The organism is Actinomadura sp. 9N407, from assembly GCF_044326315.1.
In the GTDB taxonomy this organism is placed as follows: Bacteria; Actinomycetota; Actinomycetes; order Streptosporangiales; family Streptosporangiaceae; genus Spirillospora.
Genome location: NZ_JBIRAW010000041.1, coordinates 1 through 25,488, shown reverse-complemented (window position 1 = coordinate 25,488; position 25,488 = coordinate 1). Strand labels below are relative to the sequence as shown.

23 protein-coding genes are annotated in these 25,488 nt (G+C 70.8%); 6 read left to right on the top strand and 17 right to left on the bottom strand.

Annotated elements, in window-relative coordinates:
• Positions 1-272 precede the first annotated feature (272 nt).
• On the top strand, positions 273-845 hold the full coding sequence (locus ACH34Q_RS41010) for an RNA polymerase sigma factor (protein ID WP_395988602.1): 573 nt from the start codon (positions 273-275) through the stop codon (positions 843-845).
• Complete coding sequence (locus ACH34Q_RS41005) at positions 838-2,115, top strand: VOC family protein (RefSeq protein WP_395988601.1); 1,278 nt, start codon at positions 838-840, stop codon at positions 2,113-2,115. The genes ACH34Q_RS41010 and ACH34Q_RS41005 overlap by 8 nt, the downstream gene beginning before the upstream one ends.
• A gap of 177 nt (positions 2,116-2,292) precedes the next feature.
• On the opposite strand, the gene ACH34Q_RS41000 is transcribed toward ACH34Q_RS41005, so the two are convergent.
• From ACH34Q_RS41000 to ACH34Q_RS40950, 11 genes are all read right to left on the bottom strand, one after another.
• Positions 2,293-3,135 carry an amidohydrolase family protein gene (locus ACH34Q_RS41000; RefSeq protein WP_395988600.1) on the bottom strand — a complete coding sequence of 281 codons (843 nt, stop codon included), beginning with the start codon at positions 3,133-3,135 and terminating at the stop codon, positions 2,293-2,295.
• A gap of 445 nt (positions 3,136-3,580) precedes the next feature.
• Entirely contained in the window at positions 3,581-5,152 is a 1,572-nt protein-coding gene (locus ACH34Q_RS40995; protein WP_395988599.1) for a substrate-binding and VWA domain-containing protein, read from the bottom strand.
• A 429-nt stretch (positions 5,153-5,581) separates the two neighbouring features.
• Positions 5,582-7,114, bottom strand: a complete 1,533-nt coding sequence (locus tag ACH34Q_RS40990; RefSeq protein WP_395988598.1) for an MFS transporter — start codon at positions 7,112-7,114, stop codon at positions 5,582-5,584.
• 292 nt (positions 7,115-7,406) lie between these two features.
• The gene (locus ACH34Q_RS40985) at positions 7,407-8,084 is read right to left on the bottom strand and encodes a dienelactone hydrolase family protein (RefSeq protein WP_395988597.1); all 678 of its coding nucleotides are present in this window, start codon (positions 8,082-8,084) and stop codon (positions 7,407-7,409) included.
• A gap of 110 nt (positions 8,085-8,194) precedes the next feature.
• Positions 8,195-9,994, bottom strand: a complete 1,800-nt coding sequence (locus tag ACH34Q_RS40980; protein ID WP_395988596.1) for a thiamine pyrophosphate-binding protein — start codon at positions 9,992-9,994, stop codon at positions 8,195-8,197.
• Positions 9,987-10,769, bottom strand: coding sequence for an SDR family oxidoreductase (locus tag ACH34Q_RS40975; RefSeq protein ID WP_395988595.1), 783 nt, complete (start codon positions 10,767-10,769; stop codon positions 9,987-9,989). Before ACH34Q_RS40975 ends, ACH34Q_RS40980 begins: the two co-directional genes overlap by 8 nt.
• 132 nt (positions 10,770-10,901) lie before the next feature.
• A complete protein-coding gene (locus tag ACH34Q_RS40970; protein ID WP_395988594.1) occupies positions 10,902-11,681 on the bottom strand; it encodes a 3-oxoacyl-ACP reductase family protein in 780 nt (259 codons plus the stop codon).
• Positions 11,678-12,601, bottom strand: coding sequence for a VOC family protein (locus ACH34Q_RS40965; RefSeq protein ID WP_395988593.1), 924 nt, complete (start codon positions 12,599-12,601; stop codon positions 11,678-11,680). Before ACH34Q_RS40965 ends, ACH34Q_RS40970 begins: the two co-directional genes overlap by 4 nt.
• Positions 12,598-13,989 (bottom strand): recombinase-like helix-turn-helix domain-containing protein, encoded by a 1,392-nt coding sequence (locus ACH34Q_RS40960; protein ID WP_395988592.1) that lies wholly within the window; start codon positions 13,987-13,989, stop codon positions 12,598-12,600. The genes ACH34Q_RS40965 and ACH34Q_RS40960 overlap by 4 nt, the downstream gene beginning before the upstream one ends.
• A gap of 84 nt (positions 13,990-14,073) precedes the next feature.
• Positions 14,074-15,021 (bottom strand): PDR/VanB family oxidoreductase, encoded by a 948-nt coding sequence (locus ACH34Q_RS40955; RefSeq protein WP_395988591.1) that lies wholly within the window; start codon positions 15,019-15,021, stop codon positions 14,074-14,076.
• 3 nt (positions 15,022-15,024) lie between these two features.
• Positions 15,025-15,522, bottom strand: coding sequence for a cupin domain-containing protein (locus ACH34Q_RS40950; RefSeq protein WP_395988590.1), 498 nt, complete (start codon positions 15,520-15,522; stop codon positions 15,025-15,027).
• Positions 15,523-15,820: 298 nt separating this feature from the next.
• Here ACH34Q_RS40950 and ACH34Q_RS40945 point away from each other — a divergent pair, with 298 nt between their 5' ends.
• A complete protein-coding gene (locus ACH34Q_RS40945) occupies positions 15,821-16,498 on the top strand; it encodes a MarR family transcriptional regulator (RefSeq protein WP_395988589.1) in 678 nt (225 codons plus the stop codon).
• Positions 16,499-16,516: 18 nt separating this feature from the next.
• Here ACH34Q_RS40945 and ACH34Q_RS40940 read toward each other — a convergent pair whose 3' ends face one another.
• The gene (locus ACH34Q_RS40940; RefSeq protein ID WP_395988659.1) at positions 16,517-17,995 is read right to left on the bottom strand and encodes an aldehyde dehydrogenase; all 1,479 of its coding nucleotides are present in this window, start codon (positions 17,993-17,995) and stop codon (positions 16,517-16,519) included.
• 295 nt (positions 17,996-18,290) lie between these two features.
• Between ACH34Q_RS40940 and ACH34Q_RS40935 the strand changes: the two genes are divergently transcribed.
• A complete protein-coding gene (locus ACH34Q_RS40935) occupies positions 18,291-18,914 on the top strand; it encodes a pyridoxamine 5'-phosphate oxidase family protein (RefSeq protein WP_395988658.1) in 624 nt (207 codons plus the stop codon).
• Positions 18,915-18,968: 54 nt separating this feature from the next.
• Here the strand turns inward: ACH34Q_RS40935 and ACH34Q_RS40930 are convergent, their stop codons facing one another.
• The 3 genes from ACH34Q_RS40930 to ACH34Q_RS40920 all read right to left on the bottom strand — a co-directional run bounded on the left by ACH34Q_RS40930 (position 18,969) and on the right by ACH34Q_RS40920 (position 21,848).
• Complete coding sequence (locus ACH34Q_RS40930) at positions 18,969-19,157, bottom strand: DUF5302 domain-containing protein (protein WP_395988588.1); 189 nt, start codon at positions 19,155-19,157, stop codon at positions 18,969-18,971.
• A 95-nt stretch (positions 19,158-19,252) separates the two neighbouring features.
• A complete protein-coding gene (locus tag ACH34Q_RS40925) occupies positions 19,253-20,749 on the bottom strand; it encodes a pyridoxal phosphate-dependent decarboxylase family protein (RefSeq protein WP_395988587.1) in 1,497 nt (498 codons plus the stop codon).
• 175 nt (positions 20,750-20,924) lie between these two features.
• Positions 20,925-21,848, bottom strand: coding sequence for an endonuclease/exonuclease/phosphatase family protein (locus tag ACH34Q_RS40920; RefSeq protein ID WP_395988586.1), 924 nt, complete (start codon positions 21,846-21,848; stop codon positions 20,925-20,927).
• A 127-nt stretch (positions 21,849-21,975) separates the two neighbouring features.
• Here ACH34Q_RS40920 and ACH34Q_RS40915 point away from each other — a divergent pair, with 127 nt between their 5' ends.
• Positions 21,976-22,386, top strand: a complete 411-nt coding sequence (locus tag ACH34Q_RS40915; protein WP_395988585.1) for a DUF2795 domain-containing protein — start codon at positions 21,976-21,978, stop codon at positions 22,384-22,386.
• A gap of 64 nt (positions 22,387-22,450) precedes the next feature.
• Here ACH34Q_RS40915 and ACH34Q_RS40910 read toward each other — a convergent pair whose 3' ends face one another.
• Positions 22,451-24,004 (bottom strand): FAD-dependent monooxygenase, encoded by a 1,554-nt coding sequence (locus tag ACH34Q_RS40910; RefSeq protein WP_395988584.1) that lies wholly within the window; start codon positions 24,002-24,004, stop codon positions 22,451-22,453.
• A 222-nt stretch (positions 24,005-24,226) separates the two neighbouring features.
• On the opposite strand from ACH34Q_RS40910, the gene ACH34Q_RS40905 reads away from it, so the two are divergent.
• Entirely contained in the window at positions 24,227-24,604 is a 378-nt protein-coding gene (locus tag ACH34Q_RS40905; RefSeq protein ID WP_395988583.1) for a YybH family protein, read from the top strand.
• A gap of 139 nt (positions 24,605-24,743) precedes the next feature.
• Here ACH34Q_RS40905 and ACH34Q_RS40900 read toward each other — a convergent pair whose 3' ends face one another.
• On the bottom strand, positions 24,744-25,151 hold the full coding sequence (locus ACH34Q_RS40900) for a hypothetical protein (RefSeq protein ID WP_395988582.1): 408 nt from the start codon (positions 25,149-25,151) through the stop codon (positions 24,744-24,746).
• Positions 25,152-25,488: the final 337 nt, after the last annotated feature.

The following is a 25,488-nucleotide window of genomic DNA, read 5'->3' as shown; positions in this document are numbered from 1 at the left end:
CCGTGACCGCAGGCGCTTGGCCCTCGCCGCTGGATCACCTCACCGAGGGAGCACAGGATTGAGGGCAACCAGTGGCTTGGGGGAAGGCCTGGAGCTCAGGGGAAGGCCTGGAGCTGGGGGAAGCCTGGAGCTCAGAGCATAGGGCGGAGAGGAGGAAACGAGCGGAAAGGATGCAGAACTGGTGGAACGAAGACCCCCAGGTGGAAACGGAAGGGTAGAAGAAACTCCGTCCCCGCCCGTCGGAGAAGCGGGCCGCCACACGATGGAGGGGCATGGGGAGGCAGGAGGTCGTGCCGGACCCGGGCCCGGCGCTACTCGCGCTCTATGACGAGGCGCTGCCCGAGGTCTACGGCTACCTGCTGTCCCGATGCGGGCGGCGGGCGCTGGCCGAGGACCTCACCGCGGAGACCTTCCTGGCCGCGGTCGAGGCCGTACGCAAGGACGTCCCGCCAGCGCTGTCGGCCGCCTGGCTGGTCGGGGTGGCCCGGCACAAGCTGGCCGACCACTGGCGCCGCGCGGCACGCGAGGAGCGAAGTCTCCGTGCGGTCGAAGGCGGCCGGTCCGGCACCGAGGACCCCTGGGACGAGCATCTGGACGCGCTGGTCGCCCGGCACGTCCTGGCCACGCTGGGCCCGCACCACAAGGCCGCGCTGACCCTGCGCTACCTGGACGGGCTGCCGGTGCCGCAGGTCGCCGACCATCTGGGGCGCACCCTGCACGCCACCGAGGCCCTGCTGGTACGGGCCAGGGCCGCGTTCCGCCGCGCCTACGACGAGCACCGCCCTGAAGACGAGCACCGCTCTGGAGACGAGTACCGCCCTGGAAAGGAGGGCCGCGATGGCTGACCCGCTGGAGGCCCTCCGCGCGCCGATCACCCCGGCCGACCCCGATCCGATCTTCGCCGCCCGGCTACGCGAGCGCGTGCGCCAGGCGCTGCTGCGACCCACGGGAGACATCATGGACACCACGACCACCGGCGACACCGAGACCACGGCCACCGGCACCGCATCCGCCCGCAAGGCGGAGATCCGATCGCTCACCCCGTACCTCTGCGTCGACGACGGCCGGCGCGCTCTCGGCTGGTACGCACGGGTCTTCGGTGCCCACCCGCAAGGCGAGCCGGTGATGATGGAGGACGGCCGGCTCGGGCATGCCGAGCTGGCCGTCGGCGACTCGATCCTGATGCTGGCCGACGAGTGGCCCGAGCTCGATCTGCTGGCCCCCCGCACACGCGGCGGCCCCAGCCAGTCCGTCTACCTCACCGTCCCGGACGTCGACGCGGTCGTCGCCCGCGCCGTCGACGAGGGCGCCGGCCTCGCCCGTCCCGTCGCCGACTACCCGCACGGCCGCAACGGCGTGATCACCGACCCGTTCGGCCACCGCTGGATGATCACTTCACCCACCTCGGGTCCCCGCCATGGCGACATCGGCTACGTCTCCCTCTGGCTTCCGGACGCCGAACGGGCCACCGCCTTCTACGGATCCGTCCTGGACTGGCGCTTCGCCCCGGGCAGCGTTCCCGAGGGCCGCCAGGTCGAAGGCCTGCGCCAGCACATCGGTGTCCAGGGCGGCCAGGACCACCGCACGCTGTTCCTGTGCTTCGCGGTCGACGACGTCCACGAAGCGGTCCACCGCGTCCGCGCCGCCGGAGGCGAGGCCGAGGAGCCGCAACAGGAGCCGTACGGCCGGATCTCGATGTGCACCGACGACCAGGGCCTGGCCTTCGCGGTGTACGAGGACAGCGGCGAGCCGGGATCGGCCTCCCCCACCCCCGCATCGGGCGAGGTCACGTACCTGACCCTGGAGGTCCCCGACTCCACCCGCGCACGCGCCTTCTTCAGCACGGTCCTGGACTGGACGTTCGTCCCGGGGAGCGTCGTCGACGGCTGGTCGGTCCGCGTCCACGGCGAGGAGGTCCGCCCCATGACCGGCATGCACGGCGGCCACGACCGCCCGACCGCCGTCCCCATCTACGCGGTCGCCGACATCGACACGTCGGTGGCCCGAGTCCGCGCCGCCGGCGGCACCGCCTCCGACCCGCAACACCAGCCCTATGGCGCCCTCGCCGAATGCACCGACGACCAAGGCACCCGCTTCTACCTGAACAGCTTCTGAACAGCCCTCACCCACCCGCGGCCCATTGGGTCCCACCTGCGGCCCGCCGTGCCGACGACGCCTCAATCTGCTGCGTCATCGGGCAGATCGCGGAGCGATGCCGCGCTCGCACGAGAACCGGTCAGATGCGAGCCGCCAGGCGAGCACCGTGGGCCGGGGCTTTGGAAACACAGCAGCCTAGATGTTGTAGCGGCGGCGGGCGTTGGTGGCGAAGAGGGCGCGGCGGTCCTCCACTGAGAGCTGGGAAGTGATCTTCTGGTACGCCTCCATCATCTCCGCGTAGGTACCGGCGAGGCCGTCGACGGGGAAGTTGCTTCCGAAGAAGCAACGCTCGACTCCGAAGAGATCCAGGCAGGTCTCGATCCAGGGACGCAGCCGGGCTGCGTCCATGGTGCCGAGGGCCATGGGGAGGCCGGAGAGCTTGCAGTCCACGTTGGGGAGGGCGGCCAGGCGGGTGACGCCTTCCTGCCAGTGACGGAACTCTTCGGAGCCCTCGCCCGAAGGCCAGCCGGTGTGCTCCAGGACGAACGTGGTGCCGGGGGCCCGTTCGATGGCGCGCGCGAAGCCGTCCACGTCGCCGGGGTGGGCGACGAGGTCGAAGATCCAGCCGTTGTCCCCCAGCAGCGCGAAGAGGCGTGCGGTGTCCTCGGCGGACGGGTCCAGGCCCGCCAGGACCCGGATGCCGCGGAACGCGGGGCTCTCGGCCTGGGCCCGCAGGTCCCGTTCGATGTCCTCGAACGGGCCGTGCGGGTCGATGGTCCCGAGGAGGGCGTTCGGAACGCCGGTCTTCCTGTGCAGCTCGTCCAGCCAGCGCGTCTCGTCCAGGAATGCCCGGGGCGCGGTGGTCGCCGACACGTGCACGATGCCGGTCAGGTGGACTCCCGCGGCATCGGCGACGTGGTCGGCGGGCAGGTAGTCGCGGTAAAGGTCGGGCGCGAAGTCACGCAGCGCGGTGTACCACCCGTGCCTGGTGGGCTCCCAGAAGTGGACGTGGGAGTCCACGAACTCGAAATCAGTCACCGTCTCCCCTTTGCCCCAGAAGCAGCGTCTATCCCAGAAGCGATGTTTACCCCAGAAGCCATGACAGTAGCGGCTCGGAGGGATCGGGCATATCAGAGGATCGGGAGTGATGGTCGGTCCGGGCGGCGCGCTCGGAGGGATCGGCGACAGGTGGGCGGGGCGTGATGCGGGCGGGGCGTCATGCGGGCGTTCGAGTAGCGCTCGGAGGCGAGACATGGTGGAAGGCGAGGAGCACCGGCAGTGAGGAGCACTGGCAGTGGGGAGGGGCTAGGGCCCGTCTCAAAGTGGCCTCAGCCACCGCGCGAGCGCGCTACCTGGCCGGGGAGGCAAAGCCGAAGGCGAGCCTCACCGGCCAGATCGCGAAGCGATGCCGCGCTCGCACAAGAACCGGTCACGGAACGAGCCGCCAGGCGAGTGCACTGGGCCGGGTCTTCAGAAACACTGCCTAGCAGTTGGGGGTGCAGACTCGGCGGGACATGGCCTCCAGGAGGAGGCGCTGGCTCTCCTCCGGTGTACGGGCGACCTGAACGATGCCGCGGGTGGCCTTGGCCAGCTGTTCGAGGTCGCCGACGTCGACGTTGTCGCCGTAGCCCTGCAGGATCACTTGGACGGGCCGGGCCGGGTCGTACTCCAGATGCAGGTCGGCCAGGGTGTCGGAGAAGCTCGGGCCGTTGTCGTCCTCGTTGCGGCCATCGGTGAAGAGCAGGACGGTGTTGACCATCTCCGGCCGGTAGGTGCGCTTCATCATCCGGAACGCGGCGAGCAGCGAGTCGTACAGGCCGGTGTCGCCGCCGCGCTTGACCCGCAGCCGTCCCAGTTCGGACAGGATGCGCTGGCGGTGGGTGACCGAGCCGATCCGCTCGCCGAGCGGCGCCATCGGCACCTGCTCGATCCAGTCCTGTTCGCCGGCCAGCTCCGTGGAGAACGCCCAGATGCCGAGCTCGCTGTCGTTGGCGAGCAGTTGCAGGCCGCCCTGGGCGACCTGCGCGGTGGCCTGGAGGCGGTTCACGCCCGGCGCGACCTTTTCACCCATGGAGCCGGAGATGTCGAACAGCACCAGCAGACGGGTGGGAAGGGAAAGGCGCGCATAAGACTGCAGGAGGCGCCGTACGTCCGTGGGAAGGGGCAGTACCTGGGGTGGTGGTTTCAGGTCGTTGCGAAATCCATGTGCGCGTATGTCCGCCTTGGAGTCCTTACCGCGCAGGGCCGTTTCGAATTGGCGTGCGGTACGGCGGCGGGTACCGTCATCGGTCGTGATCGTGAACGGGTAATCCAGCCACAGCGTGCCTTCGCGGGGATGGACGGCGGCGGCCTGGCGGGTCTTGACGCGGCGATTGTGGTCGAGGATCGCCTGCTCGGTGGCGACCACCGGGCCGCTGCCGCCGGTGAACGCCGCGTTCACCGTGGGCACGCTGCTCTCGCGGATGGCCCGGGCCAGGCTGGTGAACGCCACCACGCGGTCCGGGGCGTCGGCCAGGAGCCGTTCGGCGACCGCCAGGACGGCCATGCCGACGGCACTGTGGGACGGGTCGGGCAGTTGCCGGCGCTCGGCCTCGGCGGCGGGTCTCAGCAGGGCGTTCCAGGAGTCGGCGCCCGGTTTGGCCATGCCGAGGACGACGGGGGTGTACGCGACGGAGGTGGGCCGGATCTCGAAGGGCCGCCCACCGCGCGTGGACGTGCGGACCAGGGACGTCCAGAGGGTCGAGTCGGGGATCCAGACATCGGGCCTGCTCGGGGCCTTGCTCTGCCCCATGAGCACCCGCGACATGGCGGCCGGATCGGCGGCACGTATCCGCACGCGGACGCATTCGCCGTCGACGCGATGACGGGCGTTGTTGAATCGCTCTCCGGCCACGGCGATGGCGGGCGCGATATCGGGCGCTGCCGCGACATCGAGTGTGACCGCACCATAGGCGGCGCAACCGGCGATCCGGGAGAACGCATACACCCCCACGGCCGAGAGAAGGACCAGGCCGCCGACCGCGGCCGTGATGGTGACAAGGGGGCGTTCGCGCATCGGATCCTCGCTGTGCGGAGCGATGTGCAGTGCAGTGCAGTGCGGAGTTCAGTGCCGTGCGGTATCCAGTGCAGGACAGTGTTCATGCCATGCCATGCCATGCCGTCCATGCCATGGGATGTGCAGTGCCGAGTTCGGCTGTGTGCAGCGATGTGCAGTGCGCGGTGGGCTGGGTTGGGCTGTTTGTGGCGCTGTGTGCGAGTCGAATTAAGCCGTGGGTCGACTTGATCCTCTGGTCAATTAAGTCGGAGGCGCGAGTGGCTGTCAAGAATTTCGATGGTTTCCCTATACCAATTCTTTCGCATCGCGTGCCGAACGACATTCCAGCCAGGTTGGGGCACCAGCCCCAGAGGTGCCACGCAAACGCGGCCCAGGGGTTCTCCTGGGCCGCGTTGCGCGGGTTGGCCGATTCGGTGGCAGCGATCCGAATCAGACCTCCGGGGAGAGTTCCTCCAGCGTCCGGCCTCGTGTCTCCACGGCGAACAGGGCCGCCACGGCTCCGGCCAGTGCGACCGCGCCGAGCACCGCGAAGATCGTGGCGGCGCTCGCGCCGGCTCCCACCAGGTTGCCGACCACGATCGGACCGATGATCACGCCCAGCCGGTTGAAGACCCCGCCCATCGAGCAGCCGAGGGCGCGGCTGCGGGTGGGGTACAACTCCGGCGTGTAGAGGTAGAGCGAGACGTTGGTGGCGAAGACGAAGAACGCCGCCACCGAGGCCCACACCGCCACCTGGCCGGCCGACACGGCGCCGAGGGCCGCCAGCGTCCCCAGTGAGGCCGCCGCCCCGGCAAGGCCGAAGGCGAGCGCCACCCGGCGGCCGACCTTGTCGACCAACAGCGCCACGGTGAGGCAGCCGAGGAAGCCGGCGGCGTTGGTCCACAGGTTGTAGTGCAGGGCCTTGTCGAGGGGGATCTCGAAGACCTTGGTGTAGAGGGTCGGCAGCCAGGCTGTGATGCCGTAGTTGACGAAGTAGCCGAAGAACCAGAGGGCCGAGACCACCACGGTACGGCGCAGATAGACGCCGGAGACCAGGTCGCGGAGCGTCGTCCGGGGCGGGGCGGCGCCGTCGGATGCCCGGTCGGGGGCCTGGCCAGGAGGCCGATCAGGGGTCCGGGCAGGGGTTCGGGCAGAGGGCCGGTCGGGGATGCCGTCGGCGGGGGATTTCGCGAGTGCGGGCGCGGCCTTCGATTCGGTTGTGGCTTCCGGTTTCGGTGTTGCCTCTGGTTTCGGTGTTGCCTCTGGTTCGGGCAGGGGCCCCGCGGTACGGGAGACGTCGGCCTCGATGCCGTTCAGTACCCGGTCGGCGTCGTTCAGGCGGCCCTTGGAGGCCAGCCAGCGGGGCGACTCGGGGACGCCGCGCTGCATGAACGCGATGGCCAGGGCAGGGATGCCGCCGATGATGAAGAGGGCTCGCCAGCCCCAGTTGGGCACCACCCAGGCCGCCACGACCGTGGCCGTGAACAGGCCGGCCGGAAAGACCAGCTCGTACAGCAGCACGAACCGGCCTCGATGGCGGGCCTTGGCGATCTCGCTGACATAGGTCGCCGCCACCGGCACCTCGCCGCCGATGCCGAGCCCCTGGACGAAGCGCAGCGCGATCAGCCACAGGAAGCCCGGGGCGAACGCGATCGCCAGGCTGGACAGGCCGGTCAGCAGCACGCCGAACGCGACCATCTTGACCCGGCCGACCCGGTCGGCCAGCCAGCCGGAGACCAGGGCGCCCACCAGCATGCCGACCGAGCCCGAGGTGATCGCCAGCGTCACCTGGGCGGTGCTCAGATGCCATTCCTTGATCAGCAGTGGCAGCGCGGAGGCGACCAGCAGCTGGTCGAACGCCTCGAAGAAGGTGACCGCGCCGATGAGGGTCCGCACCTTGACATGCCAGCGCGAGGTGGGCAGCCGCTCCAGCCGGGCGGCGATGGACGCCACCGTGGGGGGTGTGCTTGAGACGACGGTCATACGTGCTCCATCCTGCCTCATCACGGCGAGCACCCGGGACCTCGTGCGGGAGGGAAGCCCCAGGTGGGGCGCCATTGAGGCGCCCGTACTCACGTTTCGAGAGAGACTAAGCGCCAAGAATCTTGGTGGTCAATAACTTGGTCGTAACCAATTGGTGTACCCGACCGGTTCGGTCTCCCCCAGTGCGTGCCTCAGCCACCGCGCGAGCGCGCTACCTGCCCGGGGAGGCGACGCCGAAGGGGAGCCTCCCCGGGCAGATCGCAAAGCGATGTCGCGTTCACCCAAGGCACGGTCAGGGGTGCGAGCCGCCAGGCGAGCACCGCTGGGCCGGGACTTCGATACGCGCCTGATCCAGGAATGCCGCGATGCGCTGCCAGAGCGCGGGAGCGAGACCGGCGCGGTAGAACCCGTGCGCCGCGCCAGGGACCGTCACCACGGAATCCACCGGTACCGTGGCAATCGTCTGCTCATCTCTCTCCCCCAGCAGCCCCAGCCAGGGGGCGTGACGCCCGGCCAGCAGCTTCTCTAAGGGCGGCAGTCCATCCCAGGGCGCTTCCCCGGCCCCGGACGGGCTCACCGCCACAGCGGCCGTCACGTCCAGATGGGCCGCCGCCCAGGTGGCCAGGTAGCCGCCCATGCTGAAGCCCACCACGGCCACCCGGGAGACGCCTCCACCAGTGACGCCCCCGCCGGTGAGTCCTCCGCCAGTGAGGCCCCCACCGGTGGGGCCGCTTTCCGTGAGCCCTTTACCCCGGAGGTACGAGACGGCGCCGTTGAGGTCGACGGCGAGGTCGTCCGCACGGAGACGTTCCATCTCCCTGCGGGCCACGGACAGATCGTCCGCGTCGAAGGCCGGCCCGCCGCGCTTGTAGTAGAGGTACGGGGAGACCGCCAGCCAGCCGTCCCGGGCCAGGCGGCGGCAGACGTCCTCGGCGTGCTCGGTGACTCCGAGGACGTCGTGCAGGACCACCACCCCGCCCCGTACAGGGACACCGGGCCATGGCTCTCGTACGAAAAGCGGCGCGGCCGTCTGCAGGACCCGGCGTCCTCTATTGGCCGGGCCATGGGAAAGGTGTCCCATCACCCCGCCTTAGGGATGGGGACCGGTGGCACGAAAGGCACCGGGGTGGGCCCGACCGAGGTCACGTCCACCTCCAGGAAGTACGGCTCGCGGGCCGCGACGGCCTTGCCGAACGCCTCCTCGAAGGCGCCGGCGTCCTGGACGAGCGCATACGGCATGGCCATGGAACGCGCGAGCGCCTCGAAGTCGGGCGTGAACAGGTCGACGCCGGAGCGCCGTTCCATGTGAACGTCCTGCATGTTCCGCAGCACGCCGTAGCCCCCGTCGTTGAAGACGAGCAGCACCAGCCAGGGCCGTTCCTGCGCCAGCGTCGCCAGCTCGCCCAGGTGGACGGAGAGGCCGCCGTCCCCGGCGATCACCAGCGTGGGCACGTCCGGCCGAGCCGTCGCGGCGCCGATGCCCATCGCCAGCCCCTGCCCGATGCCACCGCCGAGCGGGAACACGTTGGTGGCCGGATCCAGGATCGGCAGCAGCCGGTTGCCCCACTGGCTGGAGGGGATGGTGACGTCCCGCGCGATCGGCGAGGCGGGATCCAGATGCGACCGGATCGCGTCGTTGATCTTCGCGTACGGCCCGATGTCGGCGCGCAGCCTCTCCCGTACGATCCGGCGGCCGTCCACGGCGCGCGCCCGCCAGCCTTCCTCGGCTGCCGCTTCTGCGGGGGGATCGGCGGAGAGACCGGCAGGGAGATCAGCGGAAAGATCGGGGGCAAGATCGGCGGAAAGATCGGCGGAGCGATCGGAAGCGAGAACAGAGGGCAGAGCAGAGGAAAGACCGGCCAGGAGGTCGGCCAGGATCCGGGACGCCTCGCCGCACAGGCCGGTCGTGATCGGGTAGGCCCGGCCGAGGGCGGCGGGATCGACGTCGATCTGTACGTGCCGTACGGGCAGTTCGAGCTTGTAGTGCCTGGTCTCGTTCGACCGGAAGTGCGTGCCCACGCTCAGGAGGAGGTCCGCGTCGGCCAGCAGCGCCTGTCCGGCGGGATGGGCGGCGAAGTTCCCGACCACCAGCTCGTGATCTTCGGATACGGTCCCGCGCCCAGCGTTGGAGGTGAGGATCGGCGCTCCGAGCCGTTCCGCGAGTGCCTTGATCTCGGCCCCGGCCGTACGGGCACCGCCACCGGCCCAGATGACCGGCCGGCGAGCCACCGCCAGCGCCTCCACCGCCTCCGCGAGCCCCTCAGCCTGCCCCTCGGAAGCGTTGTCGGGCTCGGCCGAGGACGCGGGAGAGCCATCGAGGCTCTGTACGGCGCATTGAAGGCTCTGTGCGGCGTATCGAAGGCTCTGTGCGGCGTATTGGAGGTCGATGGGCCACTCCACGCTGACCGGTCCCTGCGGCAGCGCAAGCGCCGTTGCGGCGGCCTCGTACAGGATCCGGGCGGCCGCACCGGCGGACGGCACGGTCTCGGCGTGCTTGGAGACCGCGGTCAGCATGGTGAGCTGGTCCTTGGTCTCGTGGATCACGCCGCGTCCCTGGCCGAGGTAGGCGCTGTCGATGTTGCCGGTCACGTGCAGGACGCGGCTTCCGGCCGACAGGGCCTCGATCAGCGAGCCTGCGGCGTTGCCGGCGCCGGTTCCGGTACTGGTCAGGGCGCAGCCGAGGCCGCCCGAGACGCGGGCGTGGGCATCGGCGGCGTTCACCGCGGCGGCCTCGTGCCGGACGGCGACGAAGCGCAGGTCCCGTTCCACCGCCTCCACCAGCGGCAGGTTGTGGACGCTGACCACACCGAAGACGGTGCCGACGCCGTACGCGCGCAGGACCTGGACGAGCAGGTCACCGCCGTTCGATCGTTCAGACATACCTGGCGACTCCTCCGCCGACGTCGATGGACGACCCGGTGATGTAGGACGCGCGCGGCGACAGCAGCGCGACGATGGGATGGGCGACCTCCTCGGCGCGGCCGAGGCGGCCGAGCGCGACACCGCGCGCGGCGGCCAGCTCGGCGCTCCACTCCTCGTACGACAGGCCCGTGCCCGCCGACTCGTAGCGGCGGCGCCACTGACCGGTGTCGATCAGCCCGAGGCAGACCGAGTTGACCCGGATCGGGGCCAGATCGGACGAGAGCGTCTTGGTGAGGTTGAGCAGCGCCGCGCGCGCCGCCGAGGTCGCGCCGAGGCGGGACTCGGGCTGGCGCGAGAGGATCGCGTTCACGTTGACGATCGCGGGTGCGTCCGAGCGGCGCAGGTACGGCTCGGCCGCGTGGACGAGATGGAGCACGCTGAAGATCTTCAGCTCGAACTCCTCGCGCCACTGCGCCTCGGTGGTCTCGCCCACCGGCGCCATCAGCGACCGGCCCGCGTTGTTGACCACCCCGTCGAGCCCGCCCAGCGCCTCCGCCGCGCCGCCGACGAACGCGGTCACCGCGTCGCCGTCGAGCACATCGCAGGACCGCGCGTACACCCGCGCTCCCCCGGCGCGCGGCAGCGGATCCAGCGCGGCGGCGAGCCGGCCGGCGTCGCGGGCGCAGGCCGCCACGTGAGCACCATCGGCGAGCAGCAACGCCGCCGTCGCCAGGCCGACGCCCGAGCTGGCGCCGGTGACGGCATACGCGCGCCCGGCCAGTCCGAGGTCCATGAGTCTCCTAGGTACAGCGCTTGTTGCAGCAGACAGCGCTTGTTGAAGTGGGCAGGGCTTGTTGAAGTGGGCAGGGCTAGTTACAGCTGACAGGGCTAGTTACAGCTGGCAGGCATGTTGTAGCTGGCAGGGCTAGTTGAGGACGAAGCCGCCGTCGACGACGAGCGTCTGCCCGGTGATGTACGCGGCGGCGTCCGACAGCAGGAACAGGACGGCGCCGGTGAGGTCGCCGGGCTCCTGCGGGCGGGCCAGGGCACGGTTGAGCCGGTACAGCTCGTGCCGTTCTTCGGGGATGTGGCCGGCGGCCTCCCCGAGGGTGAGGCCGGGGGCGACGGCGTTGACGGTGACGTCGTAGGGGCCCGCGTCGCGTGCCATCGCCCGGGTCATGCCGATGATCGCGCTCTTGGACGTCACGTAGTGGGCCAGCCTCGGTGACCCGTAGAAGGCGGCGTCGGACGACAGGTTGACGATCCGGGCTGGCCGCGCGAGCAGCGGCCACAGTGCGCGCGAGACCAGCCAGGTGCCGCGGACGTTGACGGTCATGACCGCGTCCCACTGGGCCGGGTCGATCTCGTAGAACGGCCTGCCGCCCACGCCGTCGGCGAGTGCGGCGTTGTTGACGAGCCCGTGCACCGGGCCCAGCGGCGCGACGGCCTCCGCCAGCCGGGCGGCCGAGGCCTCGTCGGCGACATCGGTGTCGGCGCGGTGAGCCTCGATCCCGGCTCCGGTCAGGTCGGCGACGGCGGCTTCGGCCCGGTCGGGATCGCGTTCGGCGATGACCACCCGGGCTCCGGCCTCGCCCACGGCCCGGGCGATGGCCAGCCCGAGGCCGCGTCCCGCGCCGGTGACGACGACGAGCTTCCCGTCGAGACCGTTCAAGCCGTTCAGGCCGCCCGAGACCGCGGGGCTCACCGTGCCCACCAGCCGCCGGGGTCGGGGATCCCTGCCATGTGCGTGCGGACGTCCTTGGACGGGGGACCCGCCGTTCCCCACAGGTCCGACAGTTCCGGTACGCGGCGCCACACCCGGCACAGCCAGGCGTCCTCCTCGACCTGCTCGACCTCGGAGGTGTACTCGCAGACCAGCCCGGCCGGGTCGGCGAAGTAGCCGAAGGTGTTGTTGCCGGGCCCGTGCCGTCCCGGGCCCCACAGCGGCGTGACGCCCTGGTGCTTGAGCCGGCCGATACCGCGCATGAAGTGGTCGATGGACGGCATCTCGTACGCCATGTGGTTCACCGACGTCCACTCCGCCTGGTTGAACGCGATGACGTGGTGGTCGGAGTTGCAGCGCAGGAACGCCATCTGGTGCTCGGACCAGTCGGAGACCCGCATGCCGAGCACGGTCGTGTAGAACGCGCAGGCAGCGTCGATGTCCACGGTGTTGAGAACGACGTGGGCGAGCTTGCGCGGTACCGCCTCCCGGCCGTCGGGGTCCCTCGGGACGACGGCCTCCACCTCGGTGGACAGCTCGATCAGCCGGTTCTCGGGGTCGGCGAAGCGCAGCCCGTACCCGCCGCCGGCCTGGTCCAGCCGGCCCGGCTCGGCGGCGAGCGGGACGCCCAGCGCCTCCAGCCGGCGGGCCGCGTCGTCCACCTCGCGGGGCGTCCCGACGGAGAAGGCGATCTTGCCGAGCCCGTTGCGGTCGGCCTCGCGGACCTCCAGGATGTGGTGCTCCGGCCCGGTACCGCGCAGCCAGGCCACACCCCCGTCGTCCTCGACGGCGTCCAGGCCCCACACGTCCTGGTAGAACTCGGCGGCCTTCTTCGCCTCGGGCGTGCGCAGCGCGACCGAACGCAGCGAGCGCAGCCGCGCGATGGGCTCCGCCGGCGTCATGCCCGTACCGCCGTTCCCGTCGCGGCGGGCGCAGTGGGCGCTGCGGGCGTACCGGGCGCGTCCGGCTGGGCGGAGGCGCGTTGCTCGCGAGCGGCGATCTGCTTGCGCGCCTCGCCCCGGACCAGGCGGCGCAGCCGTACGAGCGCCAGGTCGTGCTGGTAGAGGTTCTCGCGGCTCCAGGCGTCCAGCGGCATGGCCTCTTCCATCAGGCGGTCCTGCTCCAGTACGGCCCAGTGCCGTTCCTCGAGCCGGGTCTTGTAGAGGAAGCGCCACACGTCGCGTTCCCAGCCCTGGACCTTGCGGCAGCGCCAGAAGAACGCGGCGTGCTGGGTCTCGTTGATGGGCGTGGCGGTGCACACGATCCGGAACGCGCCGCCCGGTCCGGCGGTCTGCGGGTACGGGATCTCCAGGCGCACCCACTGCATCGCCGTGTCGATCCACTCCGACCAGTCGAAGTTGAGTCCGGCCTGGTCGACCTTCTCGAACACGAACCCGGTGTCGGTGTCGCGGACCTGGAAGACCGCCTCGCGCTTGCCGCCCGCCATCGAGTGCGACTTGCGGTGCAGGAACGCGCCGTGCATGGGGTCCATGAGGTTGTCGAGCGAGTACACCCAGGGCGCGTCCCACTCCACGTACGACAGGAACTGGTCCCACTCGCCGCCGATGCCCTCGGGCAGGACGAAGGGGGCGGGCTCGCCGCCCTCCGGGTCGCCGAACCAGGCGAAGACCGCGTCCGCGTGCTCCACGGCGGGGAACGTACGCAGGCTCTGCTTGCCCTCCAGCGCGCAGCCCGGGCTGCCGGGAACGGAGACGACCACGCCTTCCGCGTCGACCTGCACGCCGTGGTATTCGCAGGCGATCCGGTCGCCCATGTGCACGCCGCGCGACAGGCGGGCGCCCCGGTGCGGGCAGCGGTCCTCCTGGACGTGGACCGTCCCGGAGGCATCGCGCCACAGCAGCAGTTCCTCACCGACGCGTTCGAGCCGGGTCAGCTGACCGCGCCTGACCTCCTCCGAACGGCACAGCGCGTACCAGCGGTTGCGCAGCCCCAGGTGGACGAGGCCGTCGGCGGTGTCGAGCGCCGCGTTCCCGGACGGGTGCTTGGCGGTGCCGCCACCGCCGTGCGCCGCGGTGCGCCCCGCCTGGCCTTCGGCGGGGAACGGGACGTGCTCCTTCTCGCCGAGCCTGGCCATCTCGGCGGCGAACGCCTCCGCGGTCCAGTCGGTGCCGTCGGAGGGCCGTACGCCGGTCTCGTTCAGCGCGGTCACCAGGCCGGGCAGGTCGTGCACGCCCGTGCCGAAGATGGCCTCCAGTTCGTCGGCGAGCGCGTTCTCGTAGCTGGTCGGCTCGTGTTCGCGGGCCTGTACCGGCCGCAGTCGCAGGGCCATGAGCGCTGAGCTCCCTTCTAGGGCGGGTGAGGGGTGGTGTAGCCAGAGGGTGAAGCCAGGGGCAGGGGCGGGGGCGGGGGCGGGTCAGAGGTCGAGGACGAGTTCGGGGCCGCGGGAACGGGAGACGCAGAGCATCATCGACTCCCCCGAGGCCCGTTCGTCGTCGGTGAGCAGGTGGTCGCGGTGGTCGGGCTCGCCCGCCAGCACGCGGGTCTCGCAGGTACCGCAGATGCCCTCCTCGCAGGACGAGGGCACCTGGAGGCCGCCGGCGCGGAGCGTGTCGAGGATGGACGCGCCGGGCCGTACGGTGAACCGGCGGTCACCGCAGCGGACGTCGAACGGGACGTCCCCGGACGGGTCGGCCGCAGGGGTCTCGGGGGCGCGGAACCGTTCCACGCGCAGCCTCGCCGGGTCGTCGATCGCGGCCTCGACGGCGGCCAGCAGCGGTTCGGGGCCGCAGCAGTAGACCAGCGCCCCGTCCGGGATCCCGGCCAGCACCTTGTCCAGGTCGGGCGGGCCGCCCGACTCATCGTCGGCGTGCAGGGTCACCGAGCCGCCGCCGAGCCGTTCCAGCAGGCCGGTGAACGCCATGCTCGCCCTGGACCGGCCGCAGTAGAACAGCCGCCAGTCCGAGCCTCGGGCGTCCAGGGCCTCGGCCATCGCCTTGACGGGCGTGACGCCGATGCCCCCGGCGATGAGGACGTGGGCCGGGGCCTCCTCCAGCGCGAAGTTGTTCTTCGGGCCGTCCACCTCGATGATCTCGCCGACCCGCAGCCGCTCGTGCACGCACGCGCTGCCTCCCCTGGAGGCGGCATCGCGCTGGACGGCGACGGCGTACCTGGTGCGGTCGGCGGGGTCGCCGCACAGCGAGTACTCGCGGGCCTGCCCGTTGGGTAGCCGGAGGGTGAGGTGGGCACCCGGCTCCCAGGCCGGGAGCTCCGCCCCCGCGTCGGGGCCGGCCGGATCGGCGAACTCCAGCTGGACGATGTCCTCGGCCAGCCAGGTGGAACGGATGAGCCGCAGCCGTGCCATCGGTCAGTCCCGGGTGATGCCGTGCATCGGGGAAGTCGGCGGGTAGGTCGGCAGCTGCGGCTTCTGCGCCCCGATCACCACGCAGAACAGCGCATCGGTGTCACCGGCGTTGCGCAGACTCCGCGGCACCCCCGCCGGCACCCGGATCAGATCCCGGTACCCCAGCACCCGCGACGCCGTACGCGTCCCATCCGCCACGTCATGAACGGTGACCTCCAGCTCACCCTCCAGGACGAAGAACACCTCCTCCACATCGTGGTGGGTGTGCTCGGGACCGATCGCGCCCACCGGCAGCCGCATGTTGGAGAACGTGAAGTGCTCCGACGGCAGGATCCGAGCATCGGTCTCGTGATCCCCGGTCGCACCCGAGCCGATGTAGCGGACCTGCGCCCGCTTGAACTCCTCCCCCGCCTTCGCCTGGAACCCCAGCGTGTCCCAGTCCTCCAGCCGGCTCTCCCTGCTCGCGATGCAGCCGTCGATCAACTGGTCCAGATCGGTCATGACGGTCCCACTCCTCTGCTGAACTGGGGAAAATAGTTGAGTGCCAAGATGTATGGGGATTGTTTTAGCACTCAGCCACTTCCCGGCGCAATGCCCTGGGCGGTACCGCCACTAGAATCTGTCTTGGCGCTGAGACACTCACGCTCGGCGCCCTGGGACGTCCACACTGGACATCCCCGCTGGGACATCCACACGGGGAGTCCGCAGTGGGCGTCCGCACTGGGGCGTCCGCACCGGACGTCAACATCGGGACGTCGACATCAGGACGTCGACACGGGACCATGGGAACGGGAGCGAGATGGCGCGCAAGGCCGCGGACCGGCCCGACACCGTCGATCTGATCATCGAGCAGTGGCAGCGGGAACGGCCCGACGTGGACGTGTCAGGGCTGGCGGTCTTCGGCCGCCTGCACCGCGGCTTCCTGCGCTACTCGATGCTGCTCGGCGAGATCTTCGACCGGCACGGCATCAACATGGCCGCCTTCGACGTCCTGGCCACGCTGCTGCGCAGCGGTCCCCCGTACCGCAAGACCGCCGGCGAACTCGCGGGCATCTCGCTGGTCAGCACCGGCGGCGTGACGCTCCGGCTGGACCGGCTGGAGAAGGCCGGGCTGATCGTACGCGAGCGCGACCCGGGTGACCGGCGCGTCGTCTACGCCCGGCTCACCGAACGCGGCCTGGATCTCACCAACGCGGTGGTGTCCGACCACTTCGCCAACGAGCGACAAATGCTGGCCGGGCTGTCGGAGACCGAGCAGCGCCAGCTCGCCCGGCTGCTCGGCCGCCTCGAACGCTCCCTCGAACTGGCCGAGACGGCCGAGCCCACCGAGACGGCCGAGCGCGCCGAGCCGTCCGCCCAGACCGAGCCGTCCGCCCAGACCGAGCCGCGCGAGCCCGGCGCCGCTCTCGAGCCCGAAGGCACCGCCACGCCTGGGGACACCGGCAGGGCCAGTGAGGCCGAAGCCGCTCCGGCCTGACGCGGGCGGGTCCCTCGCCTACGCGTTCGCCCAGGGCAGCGGACTCTCGTCCAGGCCCCAGTAGAGGCTCTTCTGGCGCATGTACCCCCGGATGCCGTCCCGGCCCTTCTCGCGTCCCAGGCCGCTCTCCTTGAAGCCGCCGAACGGGGTGGAGATGCTGAACTGCTTGTAGGTATTGATCCAGACGGTGCCCGCGTCGATCCGGCGCGCCACCCGCCAGGCCCGCCGGTAGTCGCCGGTCCAGATACCGCAGGCCAGCCCGTACACCGACGCGTTGGCCTGGACCACCAGGTCGGCCTCGTCCTCGAACGGCAGCGCGACCAGCACCGGGCCGAAGATCTCTTCCTGGCAGATCGCGGCGTCGTTGGGCACGCCGTCCAGGATCGTGGGCAGGTAGTAGGCGCCCTTCTCGTACGGGTCGCCCTCGGGGATCCGCCCGCCGCAGCGCAGCCGCGCGCCGGCCGCCACGGCGCGCTCCACCATCGCGGCCACCTTGTCGCGGTGCGCGTGCGCGACCATCGGCGCGACCTGGGTCGCCGGGTCGGTGCCGGGGCCCACGCGCAGCTTCTCGGTCCGGGCCACAAGTTCATCCAGCACCTCGTCGTAGACGGACGCATGGACGAAGACCCGTGAACCGGCGATGCAGCTCTGCCCGGACGAGGAGAAGATCCCGAACAGCAGCCCGGCGATCGCCTGCTCCCGGTCGGCGTCGGGGAACACGATCGTCGGGGACTTGCCGCCCAGTTCCAGCGACACCGGCATGATCTTCTCGGCCGCGGCCGCGCCGATACCGCGCCCGGTCGCGGTGCCGCCCGTGAACGACACCTTGCCGACGCCTGGATGGCGGACGATGGCGTCCCCGACCGTACGGCCCGGGCCGGGCAGCACCGACAGCAGGCCCGGCGGCAGCCCGGCGTCGCCGATCAGCCGTCCCAGCGCCAGCGAGACCAGCGAAGTCCACTCGGCCGGCTTGAGCACCACCGCGTTCCCGGCCGCCAGCGCGGGCGCGATCTTCTGCGCGTCGCTGGCGATCGGCGAGTTCCACGGCGTGATCGCCCCGACCACACCGATCGGCTCGTGCACGCTCATCGTGAGGTACGGGCCGCGCGGCGGGGTGAGGGCGTCCTCCATCGTCTCCAGCGCGGCGGCGACGTAGCGGAACGTGCCCTGCGCGCTGGCCACCAGCGCCCGGGTCTCGTTGATCGACTTGCCGGTGTCGGCGGTCTGCAGCGCGGCCAGCTCGTCCGCCCGCTCGGCGATCAGATCGGCGATCCGGACCAGGTACCGGGCCCGCTCATGCGGCGGCAGATCGCGCCAGCCGGGGTCGGCCGCGGCGGCGGCCCCGGCCCGTACGGCCTCGTCCACATCGGACGGATCGGCGCCGTGCAGCCGGGCCAGCACCTCGCCGGTGGCCGGGCTTCTGGACTCTATGAGCGCGCCCGATCCGGGCCGCCATCGGCCGCCCACCAGGATCTCATCGGCGAACACTCCGGTCATCGCCACCTCACCTCTCCATGTCCCAGCCACGTCGCTGTCCCAGTGGTGCCGCTGTCTCAGTGGTGCCGCATCTCAGAACCGCACGTAGCAGGGCAATTTATCTTATAACTAAGATTTATCGGGACCCGTGGCCCGCTGTCCAGCCGAGCCCGCGATAATCTGGCCGCCCCGAGCGCGGAGGAACCCGGTGACGCTTGCACACGAGTTCACGGAGCCCACGGAGCCCACGGAGACGGCAGATCCCATGAAGTCGAAGGGATCGGCATCGGCGGAATTCACGGGGCCGCCGGAGTCCATGGAGATCACGGAGATCACGTCGGCGACCGAGTTGCGGGAGTTGCTCGGTGAGCCCATGCCACGGGCGCTGACCAAGGAGCGGGTACGCCTGCACGACCGGGACCGCGAGTGGCTGTCCCTCTCGCCGCTCTGCCTGATCGCCACCAGCGACGCCGAGGGCAACTGCGACGTCTCGCCCAAGGGCGACCCGCCCGGGTTCACGGTCGTCCTGGACGACACGACCATCGCCGTCCCCGAGCGCCCCGGCAACCGGCGGGCCGACGGGTACCACAACGTCCTGGCCAATCCGCACGTCGGCCTGCTCTACCTGATTCCGGGACGCGGCGAGACGCTGCGGATCAACGGCCGGGCCCGGCTCGTCCGCGAGGCGCCGTTCTTCGAGGACATGGTCGTCAAGGGACACCGGCCGATCCTGGCCCTGGTGGTGGAGATCGAGCAGATCTTCTTCCACTGCGCCAAGGCGCTCATGCGCTCGGCCGTCTGGAAGCCCGAGACCTGGGATCCCGACGCGATGCCCTCGCACGCCCGCCTGGTCAAGGAGATGCAGCAGGTCGAGGAGAGCCTGGAGGACCTGGAGCGCTACTACGGCACCGAGTACGCCAAGAAGCTCTACAAAGGCTGACGCCGCCCGGCCCCCGCGTACGAGACGCGGGGGCCCGGACGGCGGATCGCCCGGTCAGCCGCTCTTGCGGCGGAACTGGCGCTGATGGTCGGCGCGGTCGTGCGTCCCCCGGACCTTCGAGGTCTTGCCGGCCCCGCCCGCGCTCTTGTCCTTGGCGGCCCCCTGCTTGCGCTCCAGGGCCTCCTTGAACCTGCGCTTCACGTCGTCCTCGGTACCTTCTGGCTCTCCTGCCGAGTCGGCCATGTCAACCTCCCGCTCTCCTTGGGACACTCCCTAGCCTCGCATGCCGGGCCAGGGAGCGCGCATCATGATCTTTGTGAGATCGGTCCATATTTCGATCATGTGGCCGCGACGGCGGCGGAGCCGGACGCCTCGTCCCGGATCCGCCGCCAGGCGTCCCTCACATGGGACTCCGTCGTGGCAGGCCCCCCGATCGCCATCCGCAGCAGGACGCGCCCGCCCGCCTTGCCGTCCGGAAGCCCTGCACGGGTGCCGCCGGGAAGCTTGGCATGGGTCAGGTAAAGCGCTCCGGACGCGTTGAGTCGCTCCATCATCCGCAGTGTCGCCGCGTCGGCCTCACCGTCCGGCAGCCCCTCCCACCGTGGCCGGAAGCACACCAGCCCGAACGGGTGGTGATCCAGCACCTCGAAGCCCGGATCGGCGTCGATCCACGAGGCCAGCTCCTGGGCGAGCCTTACGCCGGTACGGATGTGCTCGCGCAGGCCCTCCGCCCCGTACCAGCGGATGACCGACCAGAGCTTCAGCGCGCGGAACCGCCGGCCCAGCGAGATCTGCCAGTCACGGTAGTCGATGACCTCCCCTGACGCGGTCGCCTGGTTGCGCAGGTACTCGGGAAGGATCGACAGCGCGTCGACCATCGGCCCGCGGTCGGCCAGATAGAGCAGGTTGCAGTCGAAGTTGGTGAGCATCCACTTGTGCGGGTTGGTGGAGTAGGAATCGACGTGCTCGCCGAGCCCGTCGTTGATCCACCGCAGCTCGGGGCAGACCGCCGCCACTCCCGCGTACGCGGCGTCCACGTGCAGCCAGACCCCGTGCCGGTCGCACACCTCACCGATCGCGCGTACCGGGTCGATCGCGGTCGTGGACGTGGTCCCGATCGTCGCGCACACCAGCACCGGCACGGCTCCGGCCGCCCGGTCCTCGGCGATCAGCGCGTCCAGATGCGCCGGATCCATCGCCAGCGTGTCCGGGTCGGTGTCCACGACGCGGACGTTGTCCGCCCCGATCCCGGTGATCCGGGCCGCCTTCTCCAGCGCCGAATGGGTCTGGGAGCTGATGTAGAGGGTGTGCCTCCCCACCAGCCCGCCTTGCGCGGGCGGAGTCCCGCCTCCGGCACGGTGCAGCGCCGCCAGGACCGCCACCAGGCAGGCGCTGGACGCCGAGTCCTGGATGACGCCGTTCCCGCGGAACGCCTCGGGCAGGCCGAGCAGCTCGGCGAGCCAGTCGGCGACCCGCGTCTCCAGTTCGGTGCAGGCGGGGCTGGTGGCCCAGAGCATCCCCTGGACGCCCAGCCCGGACGACAGCAGGTCACCCAGGATCGCGGGGCCGCTGGCATTGGCCGGGAAGTAGGCGAAGAACCCCGGATGCTGCCAGTGCGTGATCCCCGGCATGATCACCTGGTCCAGATCGGCCAGCACGCCCTCGAAGCCCTCGCCCCGTTCCGGCGGATGCTCGGGCAGGCCGGCCAGCACCTCGCCAGGCCGTGCCCGCGACAACACCGGATACGACTCGATCTTCTCCTGGTAGTCGGCGATCCAGTCGATGACCTGCTTGCCGTACCGCCGGAACTCCTCCGGCGTCATGTGCCCGCTCACGCCGTCTCCCCGCCTCGTCCGCCACGCCGCCCGCCCATTGTCGATGGGCTCGCATTGTCGATGAGCTCGTATGTCAATGGGCTCGCATGTCAATGAGCTCACCCATCGACGACCTCGTCCGTCCACGGGCCCGTCCATCCACGGGCTCGTATATCAATAGCAGGACATACGGCGATCAGCGTCCATCGCCGATCGTCAGGTGCGCGATCACCGGGTAGTGGTCGGACGGATACAGCCCGTCCCTCTGGTACGGGTCGATCCCGGTCCAGCTCGCCGTCACGGCGCCCCGGGACAGGATCCAGTCGATGCGGTCGCCCCCGGGCACCGGCGTCCGCCAGCCGCCGAAGGTGTTGTGGACCGGGCCCTGCCTGCCCGCCGTCCTCCAGGTGTCGGTGAACGCGTCCGTCCCCGTCAGGATGCGGTACGTCTCGCTCTCGCCCGCCGCCGTGTTGAAGTCACCGGTGAGCAGCACCGGTACCCCGGGTTGGAAGCCGCGGACCCGGTCCAGGATCAGCTGCGCGCTCTTCACCCGCGCGTAGCCGGAGTGATGATCCAGATGGGTGTTGAGGTGGTAGAAGACCGTCCCGTCGCGGCGGTCGCGGAACCGCGCCCAGGTGACCATGCGGGGATAGGTGTTGCCCCAGGTGGACGAGCCGATCACGGCCGGCGTCGCGGACAGCCAGAAATGGTCGAAGTCCATGACCTCGAAACGGTCCGCTCGGTAGAGGATCGCCGCGAACTCGTCCCGGGTGCCGCCCCTGCGTCCCATGCCGATCCAGTCGTAGCCGGGCAGCGCGCCGTCCAGCCCGCGAACCTGCTCCCACAGCACCTCCTGGACACCCAGCAGGTCGGGGGCGTGCCTGCGCACGACCCGTTCCACCAGGGGCAGCCGGGACGGCCAGTCCCGGGGCGGCGGATCGATGTCCTGGCGGAGGTTGTAGGTCATGACGCGCACCCGGGTGTCACCGGTGTCCGGCGGCGGTGTCCCGTCGGACACGGCGATCGCGCCGGACGCCAGGACGGCCAGGGACAGCACGGCGAGGGACAGCAGCACCGGCGGGAGCCGGCGGCGCGCGACCAGCCGTTCCCGCAGGGACATGACGGCCTCCTCACCGGAACGCGCACCGGACGTCCGCGCGACACCGAGCCGATCTCGGTTCTGTTTATCCCCCGCCGCGCGGGAACGACCACATCGCAAGGGGCAGACACCAGAGGGGGACGGACATATGGATCAGGAACGCAGCGATAAGCACGGCCCCAAGGTGGACGACGAACTGGGGCACGAGACCAAGGGCATGGTCCAGGGCGGCCACTCCACGCACGCCCAGGAGTGGAAGGAGCCCGAGCCCACCACCGACGAGCCGGTGTGGGACCCGGCCAGGGCCGAGGGCGCGGGCCGGGAGGGCTCGCCACCCGGGATGAGCACGCGGGACGTCGATGAGCGCAGCGCGCTGGCGCGTTCCCTGGCGGGCGTCCGCTACCCCGCCCGGCCGAACGACCTGATCGAGCACCTGGCCGGTGGCGAGGCACCCGAAACCGCCGTCTCCGCGCTGGAAAGCCTGCCCGACCGCGAATACGAGAACCTGGCCGACGTCGCCGAAGAACTCGGCTACGGCCGCGAGGAACGCCGCTACTAGGACGTTCCCTTTCCTGGAACGCTCGCAAGGGAAGGAGCAGAGCGCTCGCAGGGAAGGAGCCCGCTCAGGTCCGCTGCTCTTTGGAGGGACTCTCCCGAGAAGCCAGATGGGACGGCAGCTCGGCCGGAGGGCCGCACCAGCGGGTGAGGGCCTCCCTGATGGCCGCGGCCCTCCGGTCGGGAGCGGTCTCGTCGGTGGCCCACGCGATGTAGCCGTCGGGCCTGACCAGCGCGGTCGTACGGGTCGCGCCACCCGCCACCGCGCAGTGCACCCGATCGGCCCAGCGCTTGGTCGCCAGGTACGTCACGGCAGGGTCGTTGGCCGCCACGACCAGGACGAACCGCCCGTCCCGCAACGCCTCGTACAGGCGCGGACGCTTGCCCGCGAGCCGGACGTCCGGTGCGCGGCGGCCGGTCATCCGGTGCGCCCCCGGCGGTGCCGGATACCGGATGTCGATGCCCGAGACGGCCCCGGCCAGGCGCCGTTCGACCGGCCCGATCCCGGTCGCCACGCGCGCGACGGCGACACGGACCGCCCGCAGCGCGCGCGGCTCGAGCAGGGCGGCACGCAGCAGCGCACCGCTGCCGCGCAGCACCATCTGGCCGACCGGATGGCGCTCGTCGTGGTAGCTGTCCAGCAGGCCCGGCGGTGCCCAGCCGTGCAGGTCGGCGGCCAGCTTCCAGCCCAGGTTCGCCGCGTCCTGCAGGCCGGTGTTCATGCCCTGCCCGCCCGCCGGCGAGTGCACGTGCGCGGCGTCGCCCGCCAGCAGCACCCGGCCCTTCCGGTACGCGGGGACCTGCCGCTCGTCGCTGTGGAAGCGCGAGGTCCAGCGCGGGTCGTGCATCCCGTGGTCGGTACCGAGGGCGCGCCGGGTGACCTCGCGGATCTCGTCCATGTGCACCGGCTCGGAGTCGGGCGCCTGGTGATGCCGGTTCCAGGCGATCACCCGGTACCAGCCGTCCCCGAACGGCGCCACGAACGCGAACGCGTCACCGACGGCCCCCACGGTGAGCACCTCGCGGGGCGCGTCGTTCAGCCGGACATCGGCCAGCATCACCGAACGCACCACCGAACGGCCGGGGAACGGCATGCCCAGCAGCCGCCGTACCGTGCTGCGCGCCCCGTCGGCACCGACGAGGTAGGCGGCACGCAGCGTCCGCTCGGCACCGTCGGCGTCCTTGACCTGGACGTCCACGCCGCCGGCGTCCTGCTTGAGGCCGACCAGCTCGGTCCCCCAGGCGATCCGCGCGCCGGCGTCCAGGGCCCGTTCCTCCAGGACCCGCTCGGTCTCGTACTGCGGCGTGATCAGCACGTACGGGAAGCGCCCCGGCAGCCGGGACAGGTTGAGCGTGATGGAGCCGAACACCCGCAGCACCGGTACCCGCCTGCCCGTACGGACCAGTTCCGTCGCCACACCCCGGGCGTCCAGCTGCTCCAGCGTGCGGGCGTGCACGGCGAACGCCCGGGTCAGGTTGAGTTCGGCGGTGCGCCGTTCCAGCACCGTACAGCGGACCCCGGCGGCCGCCAGGTCTCCGGCCAGCAGGAGCCCGGTGGGCCCCGCTCCAACGATCAGCACGTCACCGGCGGGCGCCATATCGCTCTCCCTCTCGACGGCCATGGTCGGGTCCCTTCCCACGAAGCCGCGTTTCGCACCTGCCGGTGGCCGCGCACGGTCGTCTCGGGTCCGATCGGCTCGAGATCTCAATCTTCCCCGGCGGGACCCGTTCCGCAATGCCCCGGCGCGCCGTTCAACGGAAGCCGGCGATGTGATCGCACATCACCGACCGTCCGCAGGGAACCCATCGGGAGGCCGGGGCGATCGGCTGGCACCATGGCGGGCATGGACAGAAATGCCGTCGAACGGTGGGTCGCCGGGTACGAGCGGGCGTGGCGCACGTCCGGCACCGAGCCGCTCGCCGAACTCTTCTCGCCGGACGTGTCGTACCTGCCGTCACCGTGGGCGCACCCGATCGTGGGCCTGTCCCGGCTCCGCCCGTGGTGGGACGCCGAGCGGGACGGCCCCGACGAGCCGTTCACGATCACGAGCGAGATCGTGGCCGTCGACGGCGACACGGCGGTGGTGCGGATCGAGGTCGACTACCTGGCCGACGCCCCCGCGCGCTGGCGTGACCTATGGATCCTGCGGTTCGACGCCGACGGCCGCTGCATCCGGTTCGAGGAGTGGCCCTTCGCCCCGGACCAGCCCGACGGGCACTAGCCCACTCCAAAGCCACCACCGACCAGAGGCGGCTAGTCCACCATCGCAGCGGGCCGACAAGGGGCGCGTGGGCTCGGTCACATCCGAAGGCCACCCGCCCCCTTGGCACTGCGGCCATGGGGGCCCTCAGGCGTGGACGTCAATCCCAGTAGTTGAAGAGGAGTCCGCCCATGGTGTGGGGCTTCCAGTAAGCGACCTGCTCGAGCTCAGCGTCGGCCAGGGCGGAGAGGTCGGTTCGGGCCAGCGGCGTGCCGAGTTCCGCTCGGCTCAGCAGGCTGAACGAGGTCAGTGATCTCAGGGCCGCCGCGGCATCCGCATCGTCGATGAAGGTGATCTCCATGTCGCGGTCCGCGGGCGGAACGGCGAGTGCGAGGAGCGGCAGGTGCTGATGGCAGAGGATCGCGATCCGGTACTCATCACGGACGAGGACCGCGATGTGGAAATTGAGAGTCGCGCCCGGTTCTCTGATGCTGTCCACCCGAGCATGCAACTGCCGTGCCGCGGCGTGGCAGACCTGCGCGAATGTCCGGCGATCGGTCTCGGGCAACGGCGCGGACTCAGGGCCCCAGAAACCCGTCGCGCCCCGCGGCGGTCTCTGCGAGAAACTCCCCGAAGTCAACGACAATCCGTTTCGCAAAAGTGGCTCGTCCGGACCAGGCACTCGCCGGGGTGATCGGCACCGGTGATGAGTGTACTTGTCGGAGTGAGCCGTACCGCTGGCTTCCGTTGACTCGTGGCGTGTTCGCCTCTGGCCCTGGGGTGGTCTCTAGTGTCTGTTGCAACGAGGTCTTTGAAAGGATCTTGTTGTGCCAGGACGTCGTCTTACCAGTGCCGAGCGTGCGCAGATCGAGGTGTTGTTCGGTGCGGGCCGATCGTTTCCGCAG